Source organism: Caballeronia sp. LP006 (assembly GCF_031450995.1).
In the GTDB taxonomy this organism is placed as follows: domain Bacteria; phylum Pseudomonadota; class Gammaproteobacteria; order Burkholderiales; family Burkholderiaceae; genus Caballeronia.
The window spans coordinates 137,903-158,304 of sequence record NZ_JARTVW010000002.1 but is presented as its reverse complement, the minus strand read 5'-3'; the positions used below and the strand labels follow the sequence as shown (position 1 = coordinate 158,304).

The following is a 20,402-nucleotide window of genomic DNA, read 5'->3' as shown; positions in this document are numbered from 1 at the left end:
CGCAAGGCCCGGCGTTCGCGGATTGCCACGAGCGATGGATTTACTTCGGAGAGACGTCGATATCGCCGAGATATTTCCTTGCCAGCGTCTTGACCGTGCCGTTCGCCTGCAGTTTGGCGATAGCCTTGTTCAGGCGCTCCTTCAACGCGCCGTCGTCCTTGCGCACACCGAACGCAATGCCGCTGCCGAGGATCGCGTCGTCGTTCACCGGGCCGCCCGCGAAGGCGTAGCCCGCGCCATCCGGTTTCGACAGGAAGCCGGATTGCCCGGCGGCGGAAAGCACCAGCGTGCCGTCGATCCGGCCGGACTTGAGGTCCGTATAGATCTGGTTCTGGTCCTGATAGGTCGTGACGGTCACGCCGTTATTGGCCCACTTCGCCTTTGCGTAAGTCTCTTGAGTGGATCCCTGCAACACGCCGATGTTCTTGCCTTTGAGCGATTCAGGTGTCGGCATGAGGCCGATGCCCGCTTTCGCCACGAGTTGCGTCGGCACCTTGTAGATGATGTTGGTGAAGTCGATGATCTGTCGACGCTTCTCCGTGACGTTCATCGCCGAATTGATGACGTCGAATTTGCGCGCCTGCAACGCGGGGATGATTCCGTCGAACGAACTCTCGGTCCATTCGCACTTCATCTTGAGCTCGGCGCAGACCGCATTGCCGATATCGACGTCGAGACCCTGCAGTTCGCCCGATGCCGACTTGAACTCGAACGGCGCATACTGCGCTTCCAGCCCGTAGTGAACCGTTCCGGCCGCCGATGCGGCGCCGGCACCGAGCGTCGCGGCGAGCAGGACAGCAGCCTTGAAAGAGGCGATCGACGTTACATTCCTCATTGCTTGATCTCTTAAAGGGGTTGAGGTTCGCTTCGCCGGATTAAAGCATAGGAAACGCATGGACAAACCGGCGCGGCAGCACTCGATTTAAGCAGGAAAACAATCTGGAAAAGTATTAATGCGGGTCGGGTTGCGGCTTGCCGGTAGGACGGCCTTCACGCTTACGTTCTGCATTTGCGCTACCCGATCCGGTCGATCGGACGGAAAACGCCCGTCTGAAACGGCATCGTTTTTGCTGCGCCGTTGGCTCTTAATCGTTGCCCGTGCGTCCCGACGCACAAGCCCAGGCGCGCGGCTCGTTCCAACTTACCTTCGCGAGGACTTATGCATCTTCTTCATGTGATTGGTTCGCCCCGTGCCGGGCGTTCCGCTTCGCAGCAAGTGGCCCGGGCGTTCACCGATGCATGGAAGGAGCGCCATCCAGATGGAAGCGTCGATGAATTGAACGTATGGGAAACCGATCTGCCCACGTTCGATGGCCCGATACTCGAAGCAAAATACGCGGGCATCCAGGGCCGTGAGCTCGATACCGCGCAGGCGTCCGCGTGGCGGACCGTGCACGCGCTCGCCGAACGGTTCACGAAGGCCGACGTGATCGTCTTCAGCGTGCCGATGTGGAATTTCGGCATTCCGTATCGCCTGAAGCATCTGATCGATGTCATCTCGCAGAAGGACGTGCTCTTCACTTTCGACGAAAACGGCATGAACGGCCTGCTCGGCGGAAAGACGGTCGTGACCATCGCCGCGCGCGGTGTTCAGCTTGGAGGGGACTTCCCGCCGGAGGAATACGATTTCCAGTCGGACTATTTGAAGATGTGGTCGCGCATGGTCGGCATTACCGATGTGCGCGTCGTCACTGTCGAGAAGACCCTGGCGGGTCCCGAGCAGGATCATGCATCGCGCAATGAAGCGAGCGAGAAGGCACGGGAGCTTGCCTTGAGCCTGTGAGCGCTAAGACGCGGCGCTCGAATACGCGGCGGAAATGAGCCGAACGGCACGTTTGCGCGACACGAGCGAAAAAGCGTTTCACTTCAACGCGATACGTCTTTCGCGAGCGAGTTATCCACGATCTTGTCCACTGAAACTGTGGACAAGATCGTGCGACTTCGATCAGTCGCCGTGGCCATGACCGTCGTGATCGTGATTGTCGTGCTCGTGATCGTGACCGTCGTGATCGTCCCGGCATGCGCGATCGTCGCGGCCACCCGCTCCGGGCAAGCGCTGCGCCACATATCCCGGCAGATCCGCCGAATCCATGGCAAATACGAAGAACCGGTTCGGATTGTCGATCCCGTTCGGGTGATTGGTATCCGTGACCGTTCCCACAAAGTCGTTGTCGTTAGCGATGAAGAGCGTGTGCCTGACCGCGCCCTTCACGCGGATATCCGGCCCGAACGCGAGGCTTTCGAGCTTGGCGGGAATGTCCGTCGGCGCGAAGCCATAGGCCGTCAAGGCCGCGACGACATCGAGGAAGAGCGTCTTGTTCAACGCGTAGGGCGCGAGGCCGCTCGCGCCGCTTGCCTGGCTCACGTCCTGCGCGCCGTTCAAATCGACGTGGTACACACGTTTGAACGCGGCCTTCGAATCGTCGCCGAGACCTTTGCCGTCGCGTTCGTCGAGCAGCAATTCATGCTCGTTCACGGCGACGATGTCGCTGATGGTGGGATAGTTCGGCTTCGCGTCCGTGCCGATGTTGGTCAACGGATATGCAAACTGCGTGGTCTTGCCGGTACGCACGTCGATGCGCAGGATTCGCGTGTACGGGCCGTTCGTGCCGCCGTCCTGAATCAGCGGGCTTTGCATCACGCCGAAGAGCGTATCGCCATCGGGTGAAATGGCGAGACCTTCCATGCCCTTGTTCGCCACGCGGCCCGAGGTGTTCTCGCTGATCTCATCGTTGCCGATGGACGATAGCGTCGTCACGGCGAACGAGGCCGGCACGCGATACACGGCGATCCGCTCGCCCGTGCGACGATCGAAACGATAGATATACGGACCGTACTCATCGGAGATGAAGACGCTCGCGCCATCGCGCGCCACGCGAATGCTTTCCGGGTCCAGACGCGCATCGCGCGGATACGTGGACGGCTGCGTCGGCGTGAAGTTGTCCGAGCGCCCGGTGAAATAGTGCGTGTGATTGGTGGCGTTCAGCGCAGGCGCGCCATTGCCGACGCCGGCCGCCGCGCCATCGCCATAGACGAGCGGCTCATGGCTGTGCAGCAAGGTCGTGTCGAGCAGCTTCGGGCTCAGCGAATACGGCAGCTTGCTGCCCTTGCCGCCGGCTTCGAGACGCAACGAGAAGGTCTGGAAGCGATTGATGTAGGACGCCGTATCGTCGATAGCCTTGTTATAGGAGATCGCGTTCGGGCCGCGGTCGGGCACGGCGAGGAAGGTATCGCATCCCGCATACGCGAGTCCCGAGCCGACGCCGCCGAGAAGGTTGCCCGGCGCGCCGTTTTCGAGCGGCGCGGCCGTCGCTTTCGAACGGTCGCCGATGTTGCCGCTCAACTGACCGATCGCGACGAGATCGACGCTCGCCCACGCGAACGTGCAGGCGATGGACATCGCGGATACGGCAAGCGACAAGGCAAAGACACGGGCTCGAACCATGAACGTCTCCTTCGATGGAATGATCTGAATGGCGCGCGTCGTAAATGGAAACTCCTAACGCGCGCGAAAAGAGTGCGGATAGCTGGCGACCGGCGCGCAGCTTGCAACGACATAAAAACCCGCCGCGCATTATTACGATCGAAAGATGACGTTCGTGTGACTGTCGAGCAGGCGAGGCGAATGTTCGCGAAGGGTTCGGGATACGCTTGTCGCGCGAGCGGCGCATAATTCGCGGTGGCCTTTGTTTGTCGCGACACCGTTCGATCAGAGACGAAATGAATACTCGCTTTATCAGTCTTGCACGTATCCCGTTTTTCTTGCCGCTAGCCGGCGCCATTTTGATGCTCGGCGTTGCGCTCTCTTTCACCGCGCCGTACTTGTCGCTGTTCAGCGTCGAGCAGGCCGACATGACGCCGCTGCAACTCGGCGTCTTCATGACGGTCATCGCGGCAAGCGGCGTGGTCGCCAGCGCGTTGGCAGGCAAGTGGTCGGACAAGCATGGGCATCATCGAGAGTTGCTGCTTGGTGCGCTGATCGCATCGGCAATCGGCTTCTTGCTGATGTGCTTCCTGCGCAACTTCGTCTCGCTCGTCGTGGTCGGCATCGCGTTTCTCGGGGCCGGTGGCTCGGCCATGTCGCTGGTGTTCTCGTTCGCGCGCTCGGCATTGCCCGTCGATGACGCAGCGGAGCGCTCGTTCGCGCTCGCCACGCTGCGCACCGTGCTTTCCATGGCCTGGGTATTCGGGCCGTCCGTTGGCGCGCTCGTATTGGCAGGCGCGGGCTTTTACGGACTCTTTTTGTTTGCGGCGGCGTGCTTCGCGGCGTGCGGGGCCATCGTCTGGCGGATGCATGACTCCCCCAAGGGCGACCCGCACAGCGCCCCCGCGCATTACGCGGGCGATCCATCGTCATTGCTCGAAGTCACGACGCCTGAGACCGAGGAAGTGATCGCGCCGCATGAAGGCGCGCCGCACACGCGCGCCGAGATCTGGCGCGCGACCATTGCGCTCACGCTTATCGGACTCGCCGCGAGTGCCACGATGATCGTTCTGCCGCTCTACGTCGTGCATGGCATGCATGGCTCGCGTATCGACGTGTCCGTCATGCTCGGCCTCGGCGCGTTGCTCGAAATCCCGATGATGCTCGTACTCGGCGCACGTGGCTCGCGCCTTAACAAGCAGCGCTGGCTCGCCTCGTGCGCGGCCGTGCATGTGGTGTACTTCATCGCGGTCGCCGCCTCGCAAAGCGTTCAGTTCCTGATTCCGATGCAGGCGTTCAATGCGTTCGTGGTCTCGGTGACGTCGTGTCTCGGCATGACCTATATTCAGGACCTGATGCCGCGCACGCCAGGCGCCGCGACGGCGCTCTTCTTCAATGCGTCGCGCGTGGGTTCCATTCTCTCGGGCGTGCTGTCCGGCGTGCTCGTGGCCGCGCTTGGTTATCGCGGCACGTTCCTTATTTGCGGATGCCTGACACTCGGCGCGCTCGTGTTGTTCTCCAATCCACCGTTCAAGTTGATCGCATTGCGGACGATTGCGTGGGTGAGGGCGCGGCGGCAAGCGGCCTAACGTCTGTCGTGTCATTCCGCTTTGTCGAACGATCCCGTGCGGACCTCGCCATCGCGCACATAGCGTGTCACCAGCACGCCGCCTGGCGTGCTCACCGATTGCGCCAGCGTGAACGCGGACGGCAGCGCGTCGTTGGCGAACAAACGCTTGCCGCGTCCCAGCAAGACGGGATAAGTCAGTAGACGAAGCTCGTCCACGAGGCCCGCCGCGAGCAACTGGCGCACCATGTCGCCGCTACCGAACGTCAACAGATCGGCGCCCTCCTGATGCAAGAGCGCGCGGGTTGCATCGGCTAGATCGCCTTCGAGCGCTTGGCTGTTGTGCCAGCCGAGCGATTCCGCGCGATGCGTCGTTACGTGCTTGGGCACTTTGTCGAACAGGTCGGCCATCGCGCGATTGGGCGAATCGGCCGGAACGTGTGGCCAGTACGACGCGAAGATGTCGTAAGTGCAGCGGCCTAGCAGCAAGTCGAACGGCCGTGAGAGCAGATCCTGCAAGTTGTCGCCGATGGCTTTTTCGGCAAAAGGCACGATCCAGCCGCCGAAGCGAAACCCGCCGCTGCGATCTTCTTCTGGGCCGCCAGGCGCCTGAATGACGCCATCCATGCTGATGAACGTGGAAACGATGAGCTTGCGCATGATGTCCTCTTGGTAGGCAGACGCGATCGGTCCGTATAGAGACGACGAACGATTCGCGGATGAATCGACACGGCGCTCGTTCAGGGGTTATCCCTGATCCCGAAGCTGTCGAATTCAGCGACGATGCATCGTCGTAGCAGTGTGTCCAACTTCTCAAAGCGAGGCGAATGTGATGGCTACCGGAACCGTCAATCTTCACCGCGTCTTGCGCGCGCCGCCCGAACGCATCTACCGCGCATTCCTGGAACCCCATGCCATCGCAAGGTGGCTTCCGCCGTACGGGTTAATTTGTCAGGTCCATCACATGGATGCGCGGGAGGGCGGCACTCACAAGATGTCGTTTCACAACTTCCGCACGGGCCAGAGCCAGTCCTTCGGCGGCGAGTACCTCGAACTGAAACCGTTCGAAAAGATCCGCTACTCGGACCGTTTCGACGATGCCAACCTTCCCGGCGAAATGCGCGTCACCGTTTCGTTGCGGCAGGTGTCGTGCGGGACCGAAGTTACCATCGTGCAGGAAGGCATACCCGAGGTCATTCCGGCGGAGTTGTGCTATCTCGGCTGGCAAGAGTCGCTGCTGCAACTGGCGCACTTGGTCGAGCCCGAGATCTCCGGCTGAACTCGCGAAACTAGCGGGGCTGGCACAATCGAGTGGATATCAGCTCCGCTCGGGAATTTACATGTCCGACCCTGTCAGGTCTTCGTCGTCTTCATCGTCTGCGCGTTCTTCATCCGGTGTCGCACAGCTCTTCGGCTTGTCTCCGTTCCTGCGTCCGTATGCCGGACGCTGGGCGCTCGCTTTCCTTGCGCTGGTGACATCGGCGGGCGCGACGCTGGTGTTGCCGGTCGCGTTCAAATACCTCATCGATCGTGGCTTCGCCGAGGGCGACCGGACGCATATCGATCGATATTTTCTGGCGCTCCTGGTCGTCTCGCTGGTGCTGGCGGCCGCGACGGCGCTGCGCTTCTATCTCGTCTCCTCGCTGGGGGAGCGCGTGACGGCCGATTTGCGTCGAGCCGTGTACGACCACATGCTGCGGATGAGCCCGCAGTTCTTCGAAACCACGCAGACCGGCGAAGTGCTGTCGCGACTCACCGCCGACACCACGCTGATTCAAACGGTGGTAGGTACGAGCCTGTCGCTCGGGCTGCGCAATTTCTTCCTTCTGACCGGCGGCGTGGCGATGCTCGCGGTCACGAGCCCGATGCTGTCCGCGTACATCATCGCGACGCTCGTCATCGTGGTCGCGCCTGTCGTGATCTTCGGGCGGCGCGTGCGGAAACTCTCGCGCGCGAGCCAGGACAAGATTGCGAACACGAGCGCGCTGGCAGGCGAGGTGCTCAACGCGATGCCGACCGTGCAGTCGTACACGCAAGAGCCTTTCGAGACGAAACGATATGCCGGCGCGGTGGAAGCCGCTTTCGAGACCGCGCTCACGCGCATTCGCGCTCGCGCCTGGTTGACGGCCGTGGTGATCGTGCTGGTGTTCAGCGCAATCGTCTTCGTGCTGTGGCTAGGCGCGCAGGCAGTGCTCGCCGGTCGCATGACCGCGGGCCAGTTGTCCCAGTTCATTCTCTACGCGGTGTTCACGGCAGGCGCCGTGGGCGCGGTCGCCGAGGTATGGGGCGATCTGCAACGCGCCGCCGGCGCCACCGAACGCTTGCTGCAATCGCTCGCCGCACGCTCGCCGGTCTTGGAGGCCGAGAGCACGGTCACGCTGCCCGCGCGAGGCGAGGGCATCCGCTTAGAGAATATCGGGTTCTCGTATCCGTCGCGGCCGGGTATTGCCGCGCTTTCGGGGCTTTCGCTGCAGGTTCGTCCGGGCGAGCATGTCGCGTTGGTCGGGCCATCCGGCGCGGGAAAATCCACGCTGTTTCAACTGCTGCTGCGTTTCTACGATCCTCAGTCAGGCCGAATTCTGATCAACGGCGTGCCGACGCGCGATGTGCCGCTCGTCGAATTGCGCAAGGAGATTGGCGTGGTGCTGCAGGAATCGGTGATCTTTTCTGGCAGCGTGATCGACAACATCCGCTACGGCTCGCCGGACGCCACGCTCGCGCAAGTGCAGCGCGCCGCCGACATGGCCGCCGCGGCCGGGTTTATCGAGGAGCTGCCTGAAGGCTACGACACGTTTCTCGGCGAACGCGGCGTGCGATTGTCAGGCGGTCAGCGCCAGCGTATTGCGATTGCCCGCGCGATTCTGAAGAACCCGCCCATCCTGCTGCTCGATGAAGCCACCAGTGCCCTCGATGCCGCCAGCGAACGGCTCGTGCAAAAGGCGCTGGACAACGCGGCGCACAACCGCACGACGCTCGTCATTGCGCATCGGCTTGCGACGGTTCAGCAGGCCGATCGCATCGTCGTGCTGGAACAGGGGTGTATTGTCGCGCAGGGTCGTCATGCGGAGCTGCTCTTGAGTTCGCCGCTTTATGCGCAGTTGGCTGCGTTGCAGTTCGGGGATCAGATGGGGGTTGCCGGGATTGCTCGCGGGCATGAGGCTTCGGCTTGAGCTTCGCATGACAGCCGTCGCTTGCTCAGCACACGCGTTGAGACGACTCCCGCTACAGCGCTGCAACTTGGCGCATGACGGCATCGGACGGTCGATGTGGCAACCCGGTCGCTCCATCGGCCAAAGCATCGTGGCCAACGAAGCGTCCCGACGGCCGACGAACAAGCAGTCGTCGTTTGGCCGAGCGACGACATCGAAAAGATCATGCCGAACACGCCGGGTGCAATGACGCTTACTGCTCTCTTTGTAGCACCTCGTGATCCGACTCGCATGCGCACTCGTAGGCCGATGATCGTCCCCAATTGAAGAGCCGCGAGGTCTTGCCGATGCCTGGATTGAAAGCATTGGTCGGGTCCAGTTCTTCGTAGAACCGTGCAAGAGACGCTTTCGCTTCGTACAGGTGACCGACGTTGTGTTCGGCGGGATACTCGGCGCCCCGCGCGGCGAGCAGAGCGAGGATGTCGTCCTTGATCCGGTCGCAATCGACACCTTTCTTCACCAGGTATTCCTGGTGCAGAACGTGGCAGAAGAAGTGGCCGCAATACATCGTGAACTCGATGTCTTTCAAAATATGCGCTGGCAACCGTTCGAACCAGTCGGTCGCGTTCCGTGGAAGCGCAACGTCGAGCGCGACGATGTCCTCCACGGTTCGCGAATGGACTGCCCGATAGCGCACCATGGCGCCTCCAATCGCGAAGCGGTTGAGGAAAGCCGCCTTGCCTTCCTCGGGCGTGCATTCGAAATAGCCACCCTGTTGCGACGGAAAACGCGACTCGAGGTAGGTTCGCGCTTCGTGCACCCCGTCGTTGCCCATCTTCAGCAACAGATGATGCTCGAACCGGTCGCGATACTCGATGAGCCGGCGCGGCAGATGCTCGGGCAAAAGCCGGCTCGCCGCCTGCAACAGCCGATCGCTGATGCCGTTACCAAGACGCGCTTTCTCGGTGAACCCGTCGAACCTGCTCTTCGCCGCGAATGCATGCGGCACCTTATCCGTGCCGAACGCACGAATGTACATGTACATGTCCTTGCCGTAGCGACGGGCGATATCGAACGCTCCGCGGTGCATGTACTCACCGGCGATCGGTAGACTACGGAAGCCATTTAGTATGTCGCGGCGTATGGTTTCCAGCTCGGCGGCGTCGTTGCTGCCGATATAGAACACCTGGGTTTGTTCGTCCGCCGCAAAGGTGTCGAGCCGCAGAGCGAAAACCGCAAGGTGTCCGGCCGAGCCCGATGCTTCATAGAGACGGCGCGGGTCGGCATTGAAGCGCGCGGGCGTGGACGCATCGATGTCGCGCACATGGGTGCTGTACCCGTTATCCGAAGCGAGCAGCCCTGCGGCTGCCGGAATATCGTCCGGCAATTCGCCCGCGTCCAGATGGCCGAGTATGACTTCGGCGGAGTCGCCCAGATCGATTCCCAGATGATTGACGAGCTTCAGTTCGCCGTCCGCCGTGACGCGCGCGTGGATCGACAATTGGGTAAATGCGGGTCCTCGGCGAATCAGCGAGCCGCCCGAATTGTTGCAGATGCCGCCCGTTACCGAAGCGCCGATGCAGCTTGAGCCGATCACTGAATGCGGTTCGCGGCCGAGCGGCTGCAGTCGCTTTTCAAGCTGATCGAGCGTCACGCCCGGCTGGCAGATGACCTGCTCGCCGTTTCGAATCACGTCCAGCCGCCGCAATCGCATGGTGTTCAGCACGACGACCGGGCGGTCGTAGCCGCCGTCCGCAGGCGTCGATCCGCCCGTCAACCCGGTGTTCGCCGCCTGACAGATGACGATAGTCCGTGCACGATGACAGGCCTGAAGCGCCCGCCACATTTCGACCAGCGTGCCGGGCTGAATGGCCGCCAACACCTGGCCGCTGCCATAGCGATAACCCTGCCGGAAGCGGCGCGTTTCAGTGGCGCCCGTGAAGACGAACTGGCTGCCGACGATGTCGCCAAGCGACTGAATGAGTTCATGCATGGTTGAGGACTTTGGACCCTGGGGCGGTCATGACGAGTTTGAGAATCGAACGGTGAAACTTTACGCGATTCATCCGGAAATGACATCGCCGGACACGTCGAGATCGAAACCGGACGGCTCGCTTTATGTCGTTCCAGGGTTTTAACGAGTAGGTCGGACTATGCGATGTACTTGGGCATCGACGGTGGGCAGTTTTCGCATCTGGAAAATGCAGGCCGCTTGTCGCCGGTACACGACGAATCGAGGCAGCCGCGCGGCGCACCAATTAAATTGCGCCTCTCAAAACTTGAAGGCGAAAAAAAACCCGCGAAAATCGCGGGTAATAGCACTGATGGGCCGTCTCGGCTCTCTACCAGTGAACCGCACCGAACGACGAGCCAGCATTTCCTGCTCTTCTCGATCAGTCGTTATCGGCCCTCGGGTTCAAACGAAGATTATCCAGATCAACTTGCGAGAAGGTCGCATTTACACCACACGGTTTGGATATTTTAACTATATAGGTAGTATGTTCCGACTAAGCCACTTTTCTTGGAGCGATTAGCCAGAGATCGCGAGTGATTTGCTTGAGCGTCAGTGTAGAAGTGGGTAATTCATGGCGCTCAACCGTAAAAAAAGCCCATACGTGTTATTAATGAGCGCCCGCAATGCGAATTTCTTTTAAGGCATGATGCGAACGGACGTGTTGAATTACCCGTACATCAGGCCATATGTTCAATGGCTTGCACCTTTGGCGTGAATGACGAGCGCTAACGGGGACATTTCGCGAAAATCGTGACATCGATTGAATATCGCGCGCGATCCGAGACTCGCATGTTCATAAAAAAGCAGGCTTGGCGCGCTCGGTCGGCTATCATGCCTATCCTCTTCGAAGTAGCTCTCTATGATTTCCGTCCGTAATGTCACGCTACGCCGTGGCGTCAATGTCGTACTCGACTCCGCGTCCGTCACCTTCACCCCCGGCGAAAAGATCGGCCTCGTAGGGCGCAATGGCGCCGGCAAGTCGTCCTTCTTCGGCCTTCTCAATGGCACGCTGCACGAGGACAGTGGCGAGTTTTCGATTCCCGCTGCCTGGAAGATGGGTCAGGTCGCGCAGGAGATGCCGGAGACCGAGCAGAGCGCGACCGACTTCGTAATTGAAGGCGACACTGTGTTGCTGGCCGCGCAGATCGAAGTCGCCGCCGCGGAGACCGACGACGATGGCATGCGCATGGCGCACGCCTACATGGCCCTTCACGACGCCGGTGCGCACGATGCCCCCGCGCGTGCCCAAGCGCTGATCCTGGGGCTCGGTTTCAGTGCTGCGCAACTTAGCCAGCCGGTCAATAGTTTCTCCGGCGGCTGGCGCATGCGGCTGCAACTGGCGCGCGCGCTCATGTGTCCGTCCGACTTGCTGTTGCTCGACGAACCGACCAATCACCTGGATCTCGACGCGCTGGTCTGGCTGGAGGCGTGGCTCAAGCGTTATCAGGGAACCTTGGTCGTGATCAGCCACGATCGCGAATTCCTCGATGCGGTCACGCAGGTAACGGTCCACGTCGATAACGCCAAGCTCGTGCGTTACGGCGGCAACTACAGCAAATTCGAAGACATGCGCGCCGAGCAGATGGCGTTGCAGCAGGCCTCGATGGCCAAGCAGGCGGACAAGATCGCCCACCTGCAGAAGTTCATCGACCGATTCAAGGCAACGGCTTCGAAGGCGAAGCAGGCGCAGAGCCGGGTCAAGGCGCTCGAACGCATGGAGAAGATCGCGCCCGTGCTCGCCGACGCAGAGTTCAACTTCGAGTTCAAGGAGCCACTCAACGTCCCAAACCCGTTGTTGTCGATGCTGGACGCGACCTTCGGCTACCCGGCGCCGAGCGATGCCGAGCCCGGCACGCCGCCGACGGTCATCGTGCGAGGCATTTACCGGTCGGTGCTGGCCGGACAGCGCATTGGTATTCTCGGTGCCAACGGCCAGGGTAAGTCCACGCTGGTGAAGACGGTGGCGCACGAACTTGCGCCGATTGCGGGCGAAATCAGCGAAGGCAAGGGCCTGAACATCGGCTACTTTGCGCAGCAAGAACTCGACGTGCTGCGTCCTCTCGACACGCCGCTGGAACACATGATCCGCCTTGCCAAGGACACGCCCGCGAACATGCGTGCGCCCGGCCAAAGTGGCACCGAACAATCGCTTCGCACGTTCCTAGGTACTTTCAACTTCAGTGGCGACATGGTGCATCAGGCAGTCGGCACGATGAGCGGCGGCGAAAAGGCGCGGCTCGTGCTGTGCATGATCGTATGGCAGCGTCCTAACCTGCTGCTGCTCGACGAGCCTACGAACCACCTCGACCTGGCCACACGCGAAGCGCTAGGCATGGCACTCAACGAATTCGAAGGCACGGTGATGCTGGTCAGTCACGACCGGTCCCTGCTGCGCGCGGTATGCGACGAGTTCTGGCTCGTGACCAAGGGCGGCGTCGAACCCTTCGACGGCGATCTGGACGATTACCAGCAGTTCCTGCGCGACGAAGCACGTCGCATGCGCGAGGCCGCTGGAGAGCAAAAGGTCATCGCCTGAGTTCACCCTTGGCATTGCCGCGTAAGCATCAGGTTCAGGTTCTGGACCGCAGCGCCGGATGCCCCTTTGCCAAGGTTGTCGAACACCGCGGACAGCAGAACCTGCCCGTATTCCACGTTGGAAGATACGCTCAGGTGCATGTCGTTCGTACCGTTCAGCGCCTGAGGATCGAGATGCCGCAAAACGCTCGATTCATGCGGCGGCAAGACATGCACGTGGGCCGCGTCCGCATAGTGGCGCGCGAGGCAAGCGTGTAACGTGGCGCCATCCACGTCGGATGCGAGCAGCCGCAACTCCAACGGCACCGTCAGCACAATGCCCTGGCGAAACGCACCATACGCAGGCACGAAAATCGGCCGCTGCGCGAGTCCGGCGTGCGCCTGGATCTCCGGCGTGTGCTTGTGCGCGAGCTCCAGACCATATACCTGGAATGAAGGCGCGTTGACGGCATCTTTACCTTCGTGTTCCTCCACGCCGGCACGACCGCGTCCGGAATAGCCGGATACCGCATGAATGCTGACAGGATAGCCGCCGGGTATGAGTCCGGCCTGCAACAGCGGACGCAGCAAGCCAATTGCCCCTGTCGGATAGCAGCCGGGATTGGTGACGCGACGGGCGCTTACGATGCGATCGGCTTGTCCTGCCGTCATCTCCGGAAAGCCGTATGTCCAGCCCGGCTGTATGCGGTGGGCCGAACTCGCGTCGATGACTCTGACGGCAGGATTGACGATAGCGTCCACTGCCTCGCGTGCGGCGGCATCGGGCAAACAAAGAATTGCAATGTCGCAGGCGTTGATGGCTTCCGCGCGACGGCGTGAGTCTTTACGTTCTTCGGCGGCAAGCGTGAACAGCGTGATGTCGGTCCGATCACGCAGCCGTTCTTGGATTTGCAATCCGGTGGTGCCTTGGTCGCCATCGATGAAAACAATGGGGGCGCTCATACGCGGGATACTCCGAGTGGTGGTAACGAGCAGAACGAGCGCCTATGTTCATCCAATCGTTAGAATAAGAAAATTCGAATTTCATGACTTGAACATTCAACTTTTCTGAATTTGGACGCCAACATGCGAGAGATCAGCCTTGACCGTTTGCGCACTCTCATCGCGGTTGCCGAGCGGGGCTCATTTGCCGATGCAGCGCGCGCTCTGCATCTGGCGCCTCCGACGGTCAGTTTGCATGTCGCTGAACTCGAAGACCGCATTGGGGCGCCGCTCTTGTCACGCAAGCGCGGGCAGGTCAGGCCATCGGCAATAGGAGAGTTGCTGGTGGAACGCGCGCGTCGGCTGCTGGCCGATGCGGAGCAGGCGTTGGACGATATCGAACGCCAGGTGCAGGGACTGGAAGGGCGGGTGCGGCTCGGTGCATCGACTGGTGTGATCGCGCACTTGTTGCCGCAAGCGCTCGACGTGTTGCGCCAGCACAATCCCGCAATCGATATTCAGCTTGCGGTGCTCACGTCGCATGAAACGCTGTCCCAATTGGCGGATGGGAGACTGGATGTCGGGCTGGTCGCGCTGCCTCAACTCTCCGTGGCCGGACTCGTGATAAAGCCTTGGCGCCGCGACCCGGTGATGGCGTTCGTGCCCGCGCATTGGCGTTGTCCCGCCCGTGTCACGCCTGATTGGCTGGCCGCTCGGCCTCTCATATTGAATGATGCGACTACGCGTCTCTCGCGTCTGACAGCGGAGTGGTTTGCGACGGCGGGTCATCATCCGACGCCGCGCATTCAGCTGAACTACAACGACGCGATCAAGAGTCTCGTGGCGGCAGGTTACGGCGCGGCGCTTCTGCCGCATGAGGCCACGACGCCATCGCCCGACGGACGCGTCGTCATGCGTCCGCTGCGCCCGGCGTTGTGGCGTCGGCTAGGCATTGCACACCGTGTGGGGCACGTTGAGCGCACCACTCGACAGGTACTCGATGTCTTGTGGGATCTGCGACTAGCCTAGCGTTGCCGGGTCGAGGCTCACGAAACTCCCGAAGAGAACGCCGACCACGCTTAGTGGATCGTAGAGAGCTTGGTCGTGATGGCGGAAAAGGTGGTCGACAGTTGAGTGGCGACGCCGCTGACGGACGTCATGATGCCGAGCGCAAGTACGCCGGCGATCAGGCCATATTCAATCGCGGTAATGCCGCGCGTATCCTTGAGATAGCGCTTGAAGAAGTGCGTCATGATTTGATCCTCGGGTTCAACGTTGTGGTGTCTTTGCCCGGTGTACCGATTGGTCGTCTGCATCGGTAGTCGTCTCTCTCAGTTGACGAATCCGAAGGTTTTGAATGCGCAGAAGCTTCATCGTGTACCCGGGCCTACGGTTCAGGCTCTGGGTATGAAGCGTCGCTTGAGCGCACAGTGCCTGATGCGATGCTCCATGTATCCAATAACGGCTCCCGGCGATAGAACATGAATGAGCGAGAGGGGATTTGTTCCGCCGTGGCGTCGGGGGCGCACCTTTTTACCGAAACTGCGGTTGCGCAAGCCGGCTCGTAATCGATATGCGAGCCGCCGAACCATTCTTTTCGAACCGATACGGTCGTACTACGCACATTCCCTTATGCGCAAGGGCGATTGTGACGAAGCAGGGAAGTTCTCGATTCGGATTACGGGGTGGTCGCCGCCTCGGGAACGCAGACGGGGACTGGCTCTCGCGCCGAATGGGCCGTCATCTGCAGTGTGAATCGACAGCGCCCGGTATAACGCAAAGTCATACCGCTATCAAAAAGTCTCAGTTCCCGGCCTGTAAAGTTTTCGCTAGATTCACTGCAAAGTCATAAGTGCCTATCCATGCCGGATAAACCGCTCCGGGCCAACCGCAGACGAGAACAAACAGAAGCCGTCATGACTCGACACGACACAGAGAAGACATTGCGCGTAGCCATCGTCACAGGAGCGGGCAGCGGTATTGGTCGGGCAACGGTGCACGCGCTCGCGAACGATGGCTGGTGTGTCGCGCTCGCCGGACGTCGGCAAGAGGCGCTCGACGCGGTCATTCGAGACTACGAGCAACACGATCCCGAATCCGCCAGCAAGTTGATGGCCATTGCCACCGATGTCACCAACGCGGCATCGGTACAACGTCTCTTCGACACGGTGCAGGAGCGCTACGGTCGCCTCGATCTGCTTTTCAACAACGCGGGAGTGGGCGTGGAAGGCGTGTCGGTCGAGGATCTTTCGATAGAGCGCTTTCGCACGATGCTCGATATCAATGTGATCGGCACGCTTTTGTGCACGCAAGCCGCCTTTCGCCGGATGCGTGCAAATAACCCGCCAGGCGGCCGGGTCATCAACAACGGCTCCTTGTCGGCACATACGCCGCGTCTTCATTCCGCGGATTACACGTTAAGCAAGCACGCAGTCAGTGGCTTGACGAAGGCCTGCGCGCTGGACGGGCGCAAGTACGACATCGCGGTCTGTCAGATCGATTTCGGCAACGTTCTGACAGAGATGGCCGCAGGAATGGCCGGTGGCGTTCTTCAGGCAAACGGCGAGCGAGCGCCGGAGCCGACGATGGACTTGGCGCATGCGGCGCAATCCGTCGCTTACATGGCAAGCATGCCGCCCGGCGCGAACGTGCAGTTCATGACGGTGATGGCAACCAAGATGCCGTTCATAGGACGCGGCTAGACAATCGAGCGAGCGCAGCGTGTACTGGTTGATTGGAAACCGGTGCCCGCAATTAGAAGACAAAACAAATCGATGGAGACAGGTATGCTCGAAACGCTGACCGAAATACCGGAGATGGATACCGCTGCCGAGGCGCACCTCTTCAATAAAGTAACCCGACGTATCGTTCCCTTGATCCTCGCCTGCTTCGTGGTTGCTTACCTCGATCGCGTGAACATCAGTTTCGCCAAGCTGCAAATGCAGGCTCAACTCGGCTTCAGCGACGCCGCGTACGGCTTTGGCGCAAGCGTATTCTTCGTCGGTTATTTGCTGTTCGAGATTCCAAGTAACGCGATCATGGTGCGCACCGGTGCGCGACGCTGGATCGCGCGCATCATGATTTCGTGGGGCATCGCGTCGGCGGCAATGATGTTCGTGCGCGACGAAACCTGGTTCTATATCCTGCGCTTTCTCCTCGGCGCACTCGAAGCCGGGTTCGTGCCGGGCGTGCTCTACTTCTACACGCAGTGGTTTCCCGCCGAACGGCGCGGTCGCGTGAACTCGTATTTTTTCGGGGCGATTGCACTGTGCGGAATCATCGGTGGCCCGATTTCCGGCGGCATCCTGAAGTTCTTCGATGGCTTGAATGGCATGCCCGGCTGGCAGTGGCTGTTTTTGCTCGAAGGTTTGCCCTCGGTTCTGCTCGGCATCGTGGTGCTGATCGTGCTCGATGACCGGATGGAAGACGCCAAGTGGCTGACGCCTTCGGAGAAGACGCTTCTTGCCTCGATCCTCTCGCGCGACCGCAAGGTCGACAGCACGCATTCGTTCCTCGTAGCGCTGCGCTGGCCGGTGATCTATCTGTTCTCACTGATCTATTTCGGGCTTTGCATGGGGATCTACGGCTTCCTCTTCTGGATGCCGCAACTGGTGAAGAGCGCGGGCACGAGCGACCCGCTCATCATCGGTCTGATCACGATGATTCCCTATCTCGCGGCAATGGCTGGCACGGTGCTCATCAGTCATAGTTCGGACCGTACCGGTGAGCGGCGCTGGCATCTGGCCGGCTGCGCGATCGCGGCGGCACTCGGCTATCTGATCAGCGCCACATGGCCCGGCCATACGGTGTTGCTCGTGCTCGGCCTCAGCATCTCCGCTACGGGTGTCATCGCTTCGTTCGGCATTTTCTGGATGTTCCCGGCCAGAATGCTGACGGGTGCCGCGGCAGCAGCCGGGCTTGCGTTGATCAACTCGCTTGGACAGTTCGGCGGCATCGTTGCGCCTTATATGGTCGGCAAGGTCAAGGACCTGCTGGGGAGCCCGTCGATGGGACTCTATGCAATCGCCGTGGTGTGCGCGATTACGGCTGTGCTCATCGCGTGGGGATTGCCCCGGAAGATTCGGTTCCGCGATGTCGTGGTAGCGCGAGGACAAAACTAAAAATACGGCGCGAGGCGTGGGAACCTGGAAAGTGGTCCACGCCTCGTTCCCACGCGAGCCGCTCACTGCGTCAAGCGATCCATCCATCATCTAGCCGCCAGCATCCCGAGTCGTATTGGCGACTGCTCTGGTGCGTTCCGCACCTGCAACGCAACATCGACGCCTTCGTCGAGAACGATGTTGACGCTGAGGTCAAGGCGTCGATCGAGGAACGACTTGAGCGCCGGCAAGACACGCAGCCGCGCCCATGCGCGGTCCTCCGAAAAAGCCGTCTGACGAATCGCGCACCGCCTGCTCGGCTTGCTCCGCCTCTTCGATGGTCCGGCGCGCGTGCAAATGAAAGCGCTGACCGGCTTCCGCCGGCGCGAGCCCTCGTGTCGAACGCAGCGGCAGACGCGCGCCTAGACGTTCCGCCATTTGCGTAACCGTCTTCGCTACGGCCGGCTGCTCCAACTTCTTTTGGCGCGCGGCGCCGGAGAAGGAACCCGCGTTGACAACCCCTAAAAACGTCTAAGTCGCTGCGGGCCATGTCGGTCGCGGATATCGCCTGCGACACCGTGCGCGGTCAGTACGCGGCGGGCGCGGTTCATCGCCGCCATGCGGGCCATGCGCATTCTGCGGGCAGAGCGGTTAGCGAGAACGCCGTGTTGCGATGCGTTGACCAACGGCTCAACGCCTAAGTGCAAGCGTCTCTCGGCAACCGGCCGCAGTCCATCTCGTAAACCCGCTTGCATCGTAATTTTGATCGGCCTATATTGCCATTCACCATCAACTATTGCGATGCGATAATTATGAGTGAAGACGTCCTGTTTTCCAGTCATGGCCGCGTGGCGGTCATTACGCTGAATCGTCCCGAGCGCCTCAACGCGTGGACCACGCCGATGCGCAACAAGATCATCGACGCGCTCGATCGCTACAACGACGACGATCAGGTCGCCGCGATCATCATGACCGGCGCCGGCAACCGCGCATTTTCGGCGGGGCAGGATCTGTCGGAAGCGCACGACTTCGACGGCGAGCGCGCCGTGGAATGGGTCAAGGAATGGCAGCGCTATTACGCCGCGCTGCGCGGCCTTCAGAAGCCGCTCGTCATGGCGCTCAACGGCACGGCCGCCGGCTCGGCATTTCAGGTCGCGCTGCTCGGCGACATTCGCGTCGGTCATCCGGGCGTGCGCATGGGTCAGCCGGAAATCAACGCGGGTATCGCCAGCACCACAGGTCCGTGGATCATGAACTCGATGCTCGGCATGTCGCGAACCATCGAACTCACGCTCACCGGTCGCCTGATGGACGCGGAGGAGTGTCACCGCATCGGTCTCATGCATCACCTCGTGCCGGAAGAAAAGGTGTTCGAGAAGGCGCTCGAAATCGCCACCGAACTCGCGGACAAGCCACCGGTCGCCATGCGTCTGGACAAGCAGCGTTTTCGCGAGATGACGGAGCCGGGTTTCGTCGATTGCATCGAAGCGGGCATGCGCATTCAGCGCGAAGCGTACGACTCCGGGGAGCCGGCTCGCATGATGGAAGCGTTCTTCAAAAAGCGCGCCAAATAAATCGGGCTGAAGCCGAGCCGTTCCTTTTCAATCCCTGTGCGGGAGACCTGAAACATGACGCAAGACTTCAATCCGACGCGACGCCGCGCCCTGCAAGGCGCGCTTGCGCTAGCCGTAACTGGCGCAATGCCGCTTGCAGCACGCGCGCAGAGTAAGCAGATCGTGGTGTCGGACCCGGGCGGCCCGTACACGACGGCGTATCGCGAGGCCTTCTACGATCCGTTCGAGAAAGCCACCGGCATCAAGGTGGTGAGCGTCGCGCGCGAATCTCAACCGGTGGCGCAGTTCGCGGCGATGGTGCAAACCAAGAACTACGTGTGGGACGTAACCACGCTCACGTTGTCCGCCGACATTCCGTATCTCGAGTCGAAAGGGCTGCTCGAACCGATCGGGCTCAAGGCGAGCGACTTCCCGGACATCATGCCCGAGGCGATCACGCCGAACTGGCTTGGTGTGGACGTGTATTCGACGGTGCTTGCCTATCGCGCCGACAAGTTCAAGGACAACGGCCCGAAGTCGTGGGCGGATTTCTGGGACGTAAAGAAATTTCCCGGCCGCCGCTGCCTGCGGCGCAGTCCGCTCGACACGCTGGAGCAGGCGCTGCTGGCCGACGGCGTGCCGCTCGACAAGCTCTATCCGCTTGACGTTGATCGCGCCTTCAAGAGTCTCGACAAGATCAAGCCGCATATCGCCATCTGGTGGACCTCGGGCGCGCAGGCCATGCAGGCGATCCAGAGCGGCGACGTCGACATGATCTCGACCTGGAATGGCCGCGCGCAAGCCGCGAAGGATTCGGGCGCGCCGGTCAACATCGTGTGGAATCAGGGCCTGTATTCCATCGAGGGCTGGGGCATTCCGAAGGGCACGCCGCGCGCCGATGCAGCCAGGCAGTTCGTGCGCTTTTGCGCCGATGCGAAGCGCCAGGCCGCGCTCACCCGCACGCTGGCTTACGGACCGACCAACAAGAAGTCGTTCGAGACCATCGACAAGGAGCGTGCCGCGCTGTTGCCGACGGCGCCGGAAAACATCAAGGACATGAAGCTGCCGAGTCCGCAATGGTGGGAAGAGAATCGCCAGAAAGTCACCGAGCGGTTCAATTCGTGGATCATTTCGTAAGG

General features: G+C 61.0%; 17 protein-coding genes. 10 read left to right on the top strand and 7 right to left on the bottom strand.

What is annotated here, in order from left to right:
• Window positions 1-40 precede the first annotated feature (40 nt).
• Window positions 41-835: an ABC transporter substrate-binding protein gene (locus P9250_RS01460; protein WP_244831452.1), complete on the bottom strand. Its 795-nt coding sequence runs from the start codon at window positions 833-835 to the stop codon at window positions 41-43.
• Window positions 836-1,159: 324 nt separating this feature from the next.
• Between P9250_RS01460 and P9250_RS01455 the strand changes: the two genes are divergently transcribed.
• Window positions 1,160-1,783, top strand: coding sequence for an NAD(P)H-dependent oxidoreductase (locus P9250_RS01455; protein WP_310390777.1), 624 nt, complete (start codon window positions 1,160-1,162; stop codon window positions 1,781-1,783).
• A gap of 162 nt (window positions 1,784-1,945) precedes the next feature.
• Here P9250_RS01455 and P9250_RS01450 read toward each other — a convergent pair whose 3' ends face one another.
• A complete protein-coding gene (locus tag P9250_RS01450; RefSeq protein WP_310390776.1) occupies window positions 1,946-3,445 on the bottom strand; it encodes an esterase-like activity of phytase family protein in 1,500 nt (499 codons plus the stop codon).
• A gap of 275 nt (window positions 3,446-3,720) precedes the next feature.
• On the opposite strand from P9250_RS01450, the gene P9250_RS01445 reads away from it, so the two are divergent.
• Window positions 3,721-5,013, top strand: coding sequence for a sugar efflux transporter (locus tag P9250_RS01445; RefSeq protein WP_309965044.1), 1,293 nt, complete (start codon window positions 3,721-3,723; stop codon window positions 5,011-5,013).
• An 11-nt stretch (window positions 5,014-5,024) separates the two neighbouring features.
• On the opposite strand, the gene P9250_RS01440 is transcribed toward P9250_RS01445, so the two are convergent.
• Window positions 5,025-5,651 (bottom strand): dihydrofolate reductase family protein, encoded by a 627-nt coding sequence (locus P9250_RS01440; RefSeq protein ID WP_310390775.1) that lies wholly within the window; start codon window positions 5,649-5,651, stop codon window positions 5,025-5,027.
• Between the two features lie 172 nt (window positions 5,652-5,823).
• Between P9250_RS01440 and P9250_RS01435 the strand changes: the two genes are divergently transcribed.
• Window positions 5,824-6,270, top strand: coding sequence for an SRPBCC family protein (locus tag P9250_RS01435; RefSeq protein ID WP_244831447.1), 447 nt, complete (start codon window positions 5,824-5,826; stop codon window positions 6,268-6,270).
• Window positions 6,271-6,331: 61 nt separating this feature from the next.
• The gene (locus tag P9250_RS01430; protein ID WP_310390774.1) at window positions 6,332-8,161 is read left to right on the top strand and encodes an ABC transporter transmembrane domain-containing protein; all 1,830 of its coding nucleotides are present in this window, start codon (window positions 6,332-6,334) and stop codon (window positions 8,159-8,161) included.
• A 232-nt stretch (window positions 8,162-8,393) separates the two neighbouring features.
• Here P9250_RS01430 and dld read toward each other — a convergent pair whose 3' ends face one another.
• The gene (dld, locus tag P9250_RS01425; RefSeq protein ID WP_310390773.1) at window positions 8,394-10,133 is read right to left on the bottom strand and encodes a D-lactate dehydrogenase; all 1,740 of its coding nucleotides are present in this window, start codon (window positions 10,131-10,133) and stop codon (window positions 8,394-8,396) included.
• Window positions 10,134-11,013: 880 nt separating this feature from the next.
• Here dld and P9250_RS01420 point away from each other — a divergent pair.
• Window positions 11,014-12,690: an ATP-binding cassette domain-containing protein gene (locus P9250_RS01420; protein ID WP_310390772.1), complete on the top strand. Its 1,677-nt coding sequence runs from the start codon at window positions 11,014-11,016 to the stop codon at window positions 12,688-12,690.
• Between the two features lie 2 nt (window positions 12,691-12,692).
• On the opposite strand, the gene argC is transcribed toward P9250_RS01420, so the two are convergent.
• Window positions 12,693-13,631, bottom strand: a complete 939-nt coding sequence (argC, locus tag P9250_RS01415) for an N-acetyl-gamma-glutamyl-phosphate reductase (protein ID WP_310390771.1) — start codon at window positions 13,629-13,631, stop codon at window positions 12,693-12,695.
• Between the two features lie 123 nt (window positions 13,632-13,754).
• On the opposite strand from argC, the gene P9250_RS01410 reads away from it, so the two are divergent.
• A complete protein-coding gene (locus P9250_RS01410) occupies window positions 13,755-14,639 on the top strand; it encodes a LysR family transcriptional regulator (protein ID WP_250469544.1) in 885 nt (294 codons plus the stop codon).
• 50 nt (window positions 14,640-14,689) lie between these two features.
• On the opposite strand, the gene P9250_RS01405 is transcribed toward P9250_RS01410, so the two are convergent.
• A complete protein-coding gene (locus P9250_RS01405; protein ID WP_244831949.1) occupies window positions 14,690-14,863 on the bottom strand; it encodes a Flp family type IVb pilin in 174 nt (57 codons plus the stop codon).
• A 663-nt stretch (window positions 14,864-15,526) separates the two neighbouring features.
• Between P9250_RS01405 and P9250_RS01400 the strand changes: the two genes are divergently transcribed.
• Both P9250_RS01400 and P9250_RS01395 read left to right on the top strand, forming a co-directional pair.
• On the top strand, window positions 15,527-16,312 hold the full coding sequence (locus tag P9250_RS01400) for an SDR family oxidoreductase (RefSeq protein ID WP_310390770.1): 786 nt from the start codon (window positions 15,527-15,529) through the stop codon (window positions 16,310-16,312).
• Window positions 16,313-16,396: 84 nt separating this feature from the next.
• Window positions 16,397-17,731, top strand: a complete 1,335-nt coding sequence (locus P9250_RS01395) for an MFS transporter (RefSeq protein WP_250511269.1) — start codon at window positions 16,397-16,399, stop codon at window positions 17,729-17,731.
• 192 nt (window positions 17,732-17,923) lie between these two features.
• Here the strand turns inward: P9250_RS01395 and P9250_RS01390 are convergent, their stop codons facing one another.
• Window positions 17,924-18,184, bottom strand: coding sequence for a hypothetical protein (locus tag P9250_RS01390; RefSeq protein WP_310390769.1), 261 nt, complete (start codon window positions 18,182-18,184; stop codon window positions 17,924-17,926).
• Window positions 18,185-18,522: 338 nt separating this feature from the next.
• Here P9250_RS01390 and P9250_RS01385 point away from each other — a divergent pair, with 338 nt between their 5' ends.
• Window positions 18,523-19,284, top strand: coding sequence for an enoyl-CoA hydratase/isomerase family protein (locus P9250_RS01385; RefSeq protein ID WP_250469541.1), 762 nt, complete (start codon window positions 18,523-18,525; stop codon window positions 19,282-19,284).
• A 54-nt stretch (window positions 19,285-19,338) separates the two neighbouring features.
• Window positions 19,339-20,400 (top strand): ABC transporter substrate-binding protein, encoded by a 1,062-nt coding sequence (locus P9250_RS01380; RefSeq protein WP_250469540.1) that lies wholly within the window; start codon window positions 19,339-19,341, stop codon window positions 20,398-20,400.
• Window positions 20,401-20,402: the final 2 nt, after the last annotated feature.

Bases quoted from the DNA above. Each gene is read 5' to 3' on its own strand.
- P9250_RS01460 (WP_244831452.1), bottom strand. From the start codon at position 835: ATGAGGAATGTAACGTCGATCGCCTCTTTCAAGGCTGCTGTCCTGCTC.
- P9250_RS01455 (WP_310390777.1), top strand. From the start codon at position 1,160: ATGCATCTTCTTCATGTGATTGGTTCGCCCCGTGCCGGGCGTTCCGCT.
- P9250_RS01450 (WP_310390776.1), bottom strand. From the start codon at position 3,445: ATGGTTCGAGCCCGTGTCTTTGCCTTGTCGCTTGCCGTATCCGCGATG.
- P9250_RS01445 (WP_309965044.1), top strand. From the start codon at position 3,721: ATGAATACTCGCTTTATCAGTCTTGCACGTATCCCGTTTTTCTTGCCG.
- P9250_RS01440 (WP_310390775.1), bottom strand. From the start codon at position 5,651: ATGCGCAAGCTCATCGTTTCCACGTTCATCAGCATGGATGGCGTCATT.
- P9250_RS01435 (WP_244831447.1), top strand. From the start codon at position 5,824: ATGGCTACCGGAACCGTCAATCTTCACCGCGTCTTGCGCGCGCCGCCC.
- P9250_RS01430 (WP_310390774.1), top strand. From the start codon at position 6,332: ATGTCCGACCCTGTCAGGTCTTCGTCGTCTTCATCGTCTGCGCGTTCT.
- dld (WP_310390773.1), bottom strand. From the start codon at position 10,133: ATGCATGAACTCATTCAGTCGCTTGGCGACATCGTCGGCAGCCAGTTC.
- P9250_RS01420 (WP_310390772.1), top strand. From the start codon at position 11,014: ATGATTTCCGTCCGTAATGTCACGCTACGCCGTGGCGTCAATGTCGTA.
- argC (WP_310390771.1), bottom strand. From the start codon at position 13,631: ATGAGCGCCCCCATTGTTTTCATCGATGGCGACCAAGGCACCACCGGA.
- P9250_RS01410 (WP_250469544.1), top strand. From the start codon at position 13,755: ATGCGAGAGATCAGCCTTGACCGTTTGCGCACTCTCATCGCGGTTGCC.
- P9250_RS01405 (WP_244831949.1), bottom strand. From the start codon at position 14,863: ATGACGCACTTCTTCAAGCGCTATCTCAAGGATACGCGCGGCATTACC.
- P9250_RS01400 (WP_310390770.1), top strand. From the start codon at position 15,527: ATGACTCGACACGACACAGAGAAGACATTGCGCGTAGCCATCGTCACA.
- P9250_RS01395 (WP_250511269.1), top strand. From the start codon at position 16,397: ATGCTCGAAACGCTGACCGAAATACCGGAGATGGATACCGCTGCCGAG.
- P9250_RS01385 (WP_250469541.1), top strand. From the start codon at position 18,523: ATGAGTGAAGACGTCCTGTTTTCCAGTCATGGCCGCGTGGCGGTCATT.
- P9250_RS01380 (WP_250469540.1), top strand. From the start codon at position 19,339: ATGACGCAAGACTTCAATCCGACGCGACGCCGCGCCCTGCAAGGCGCG.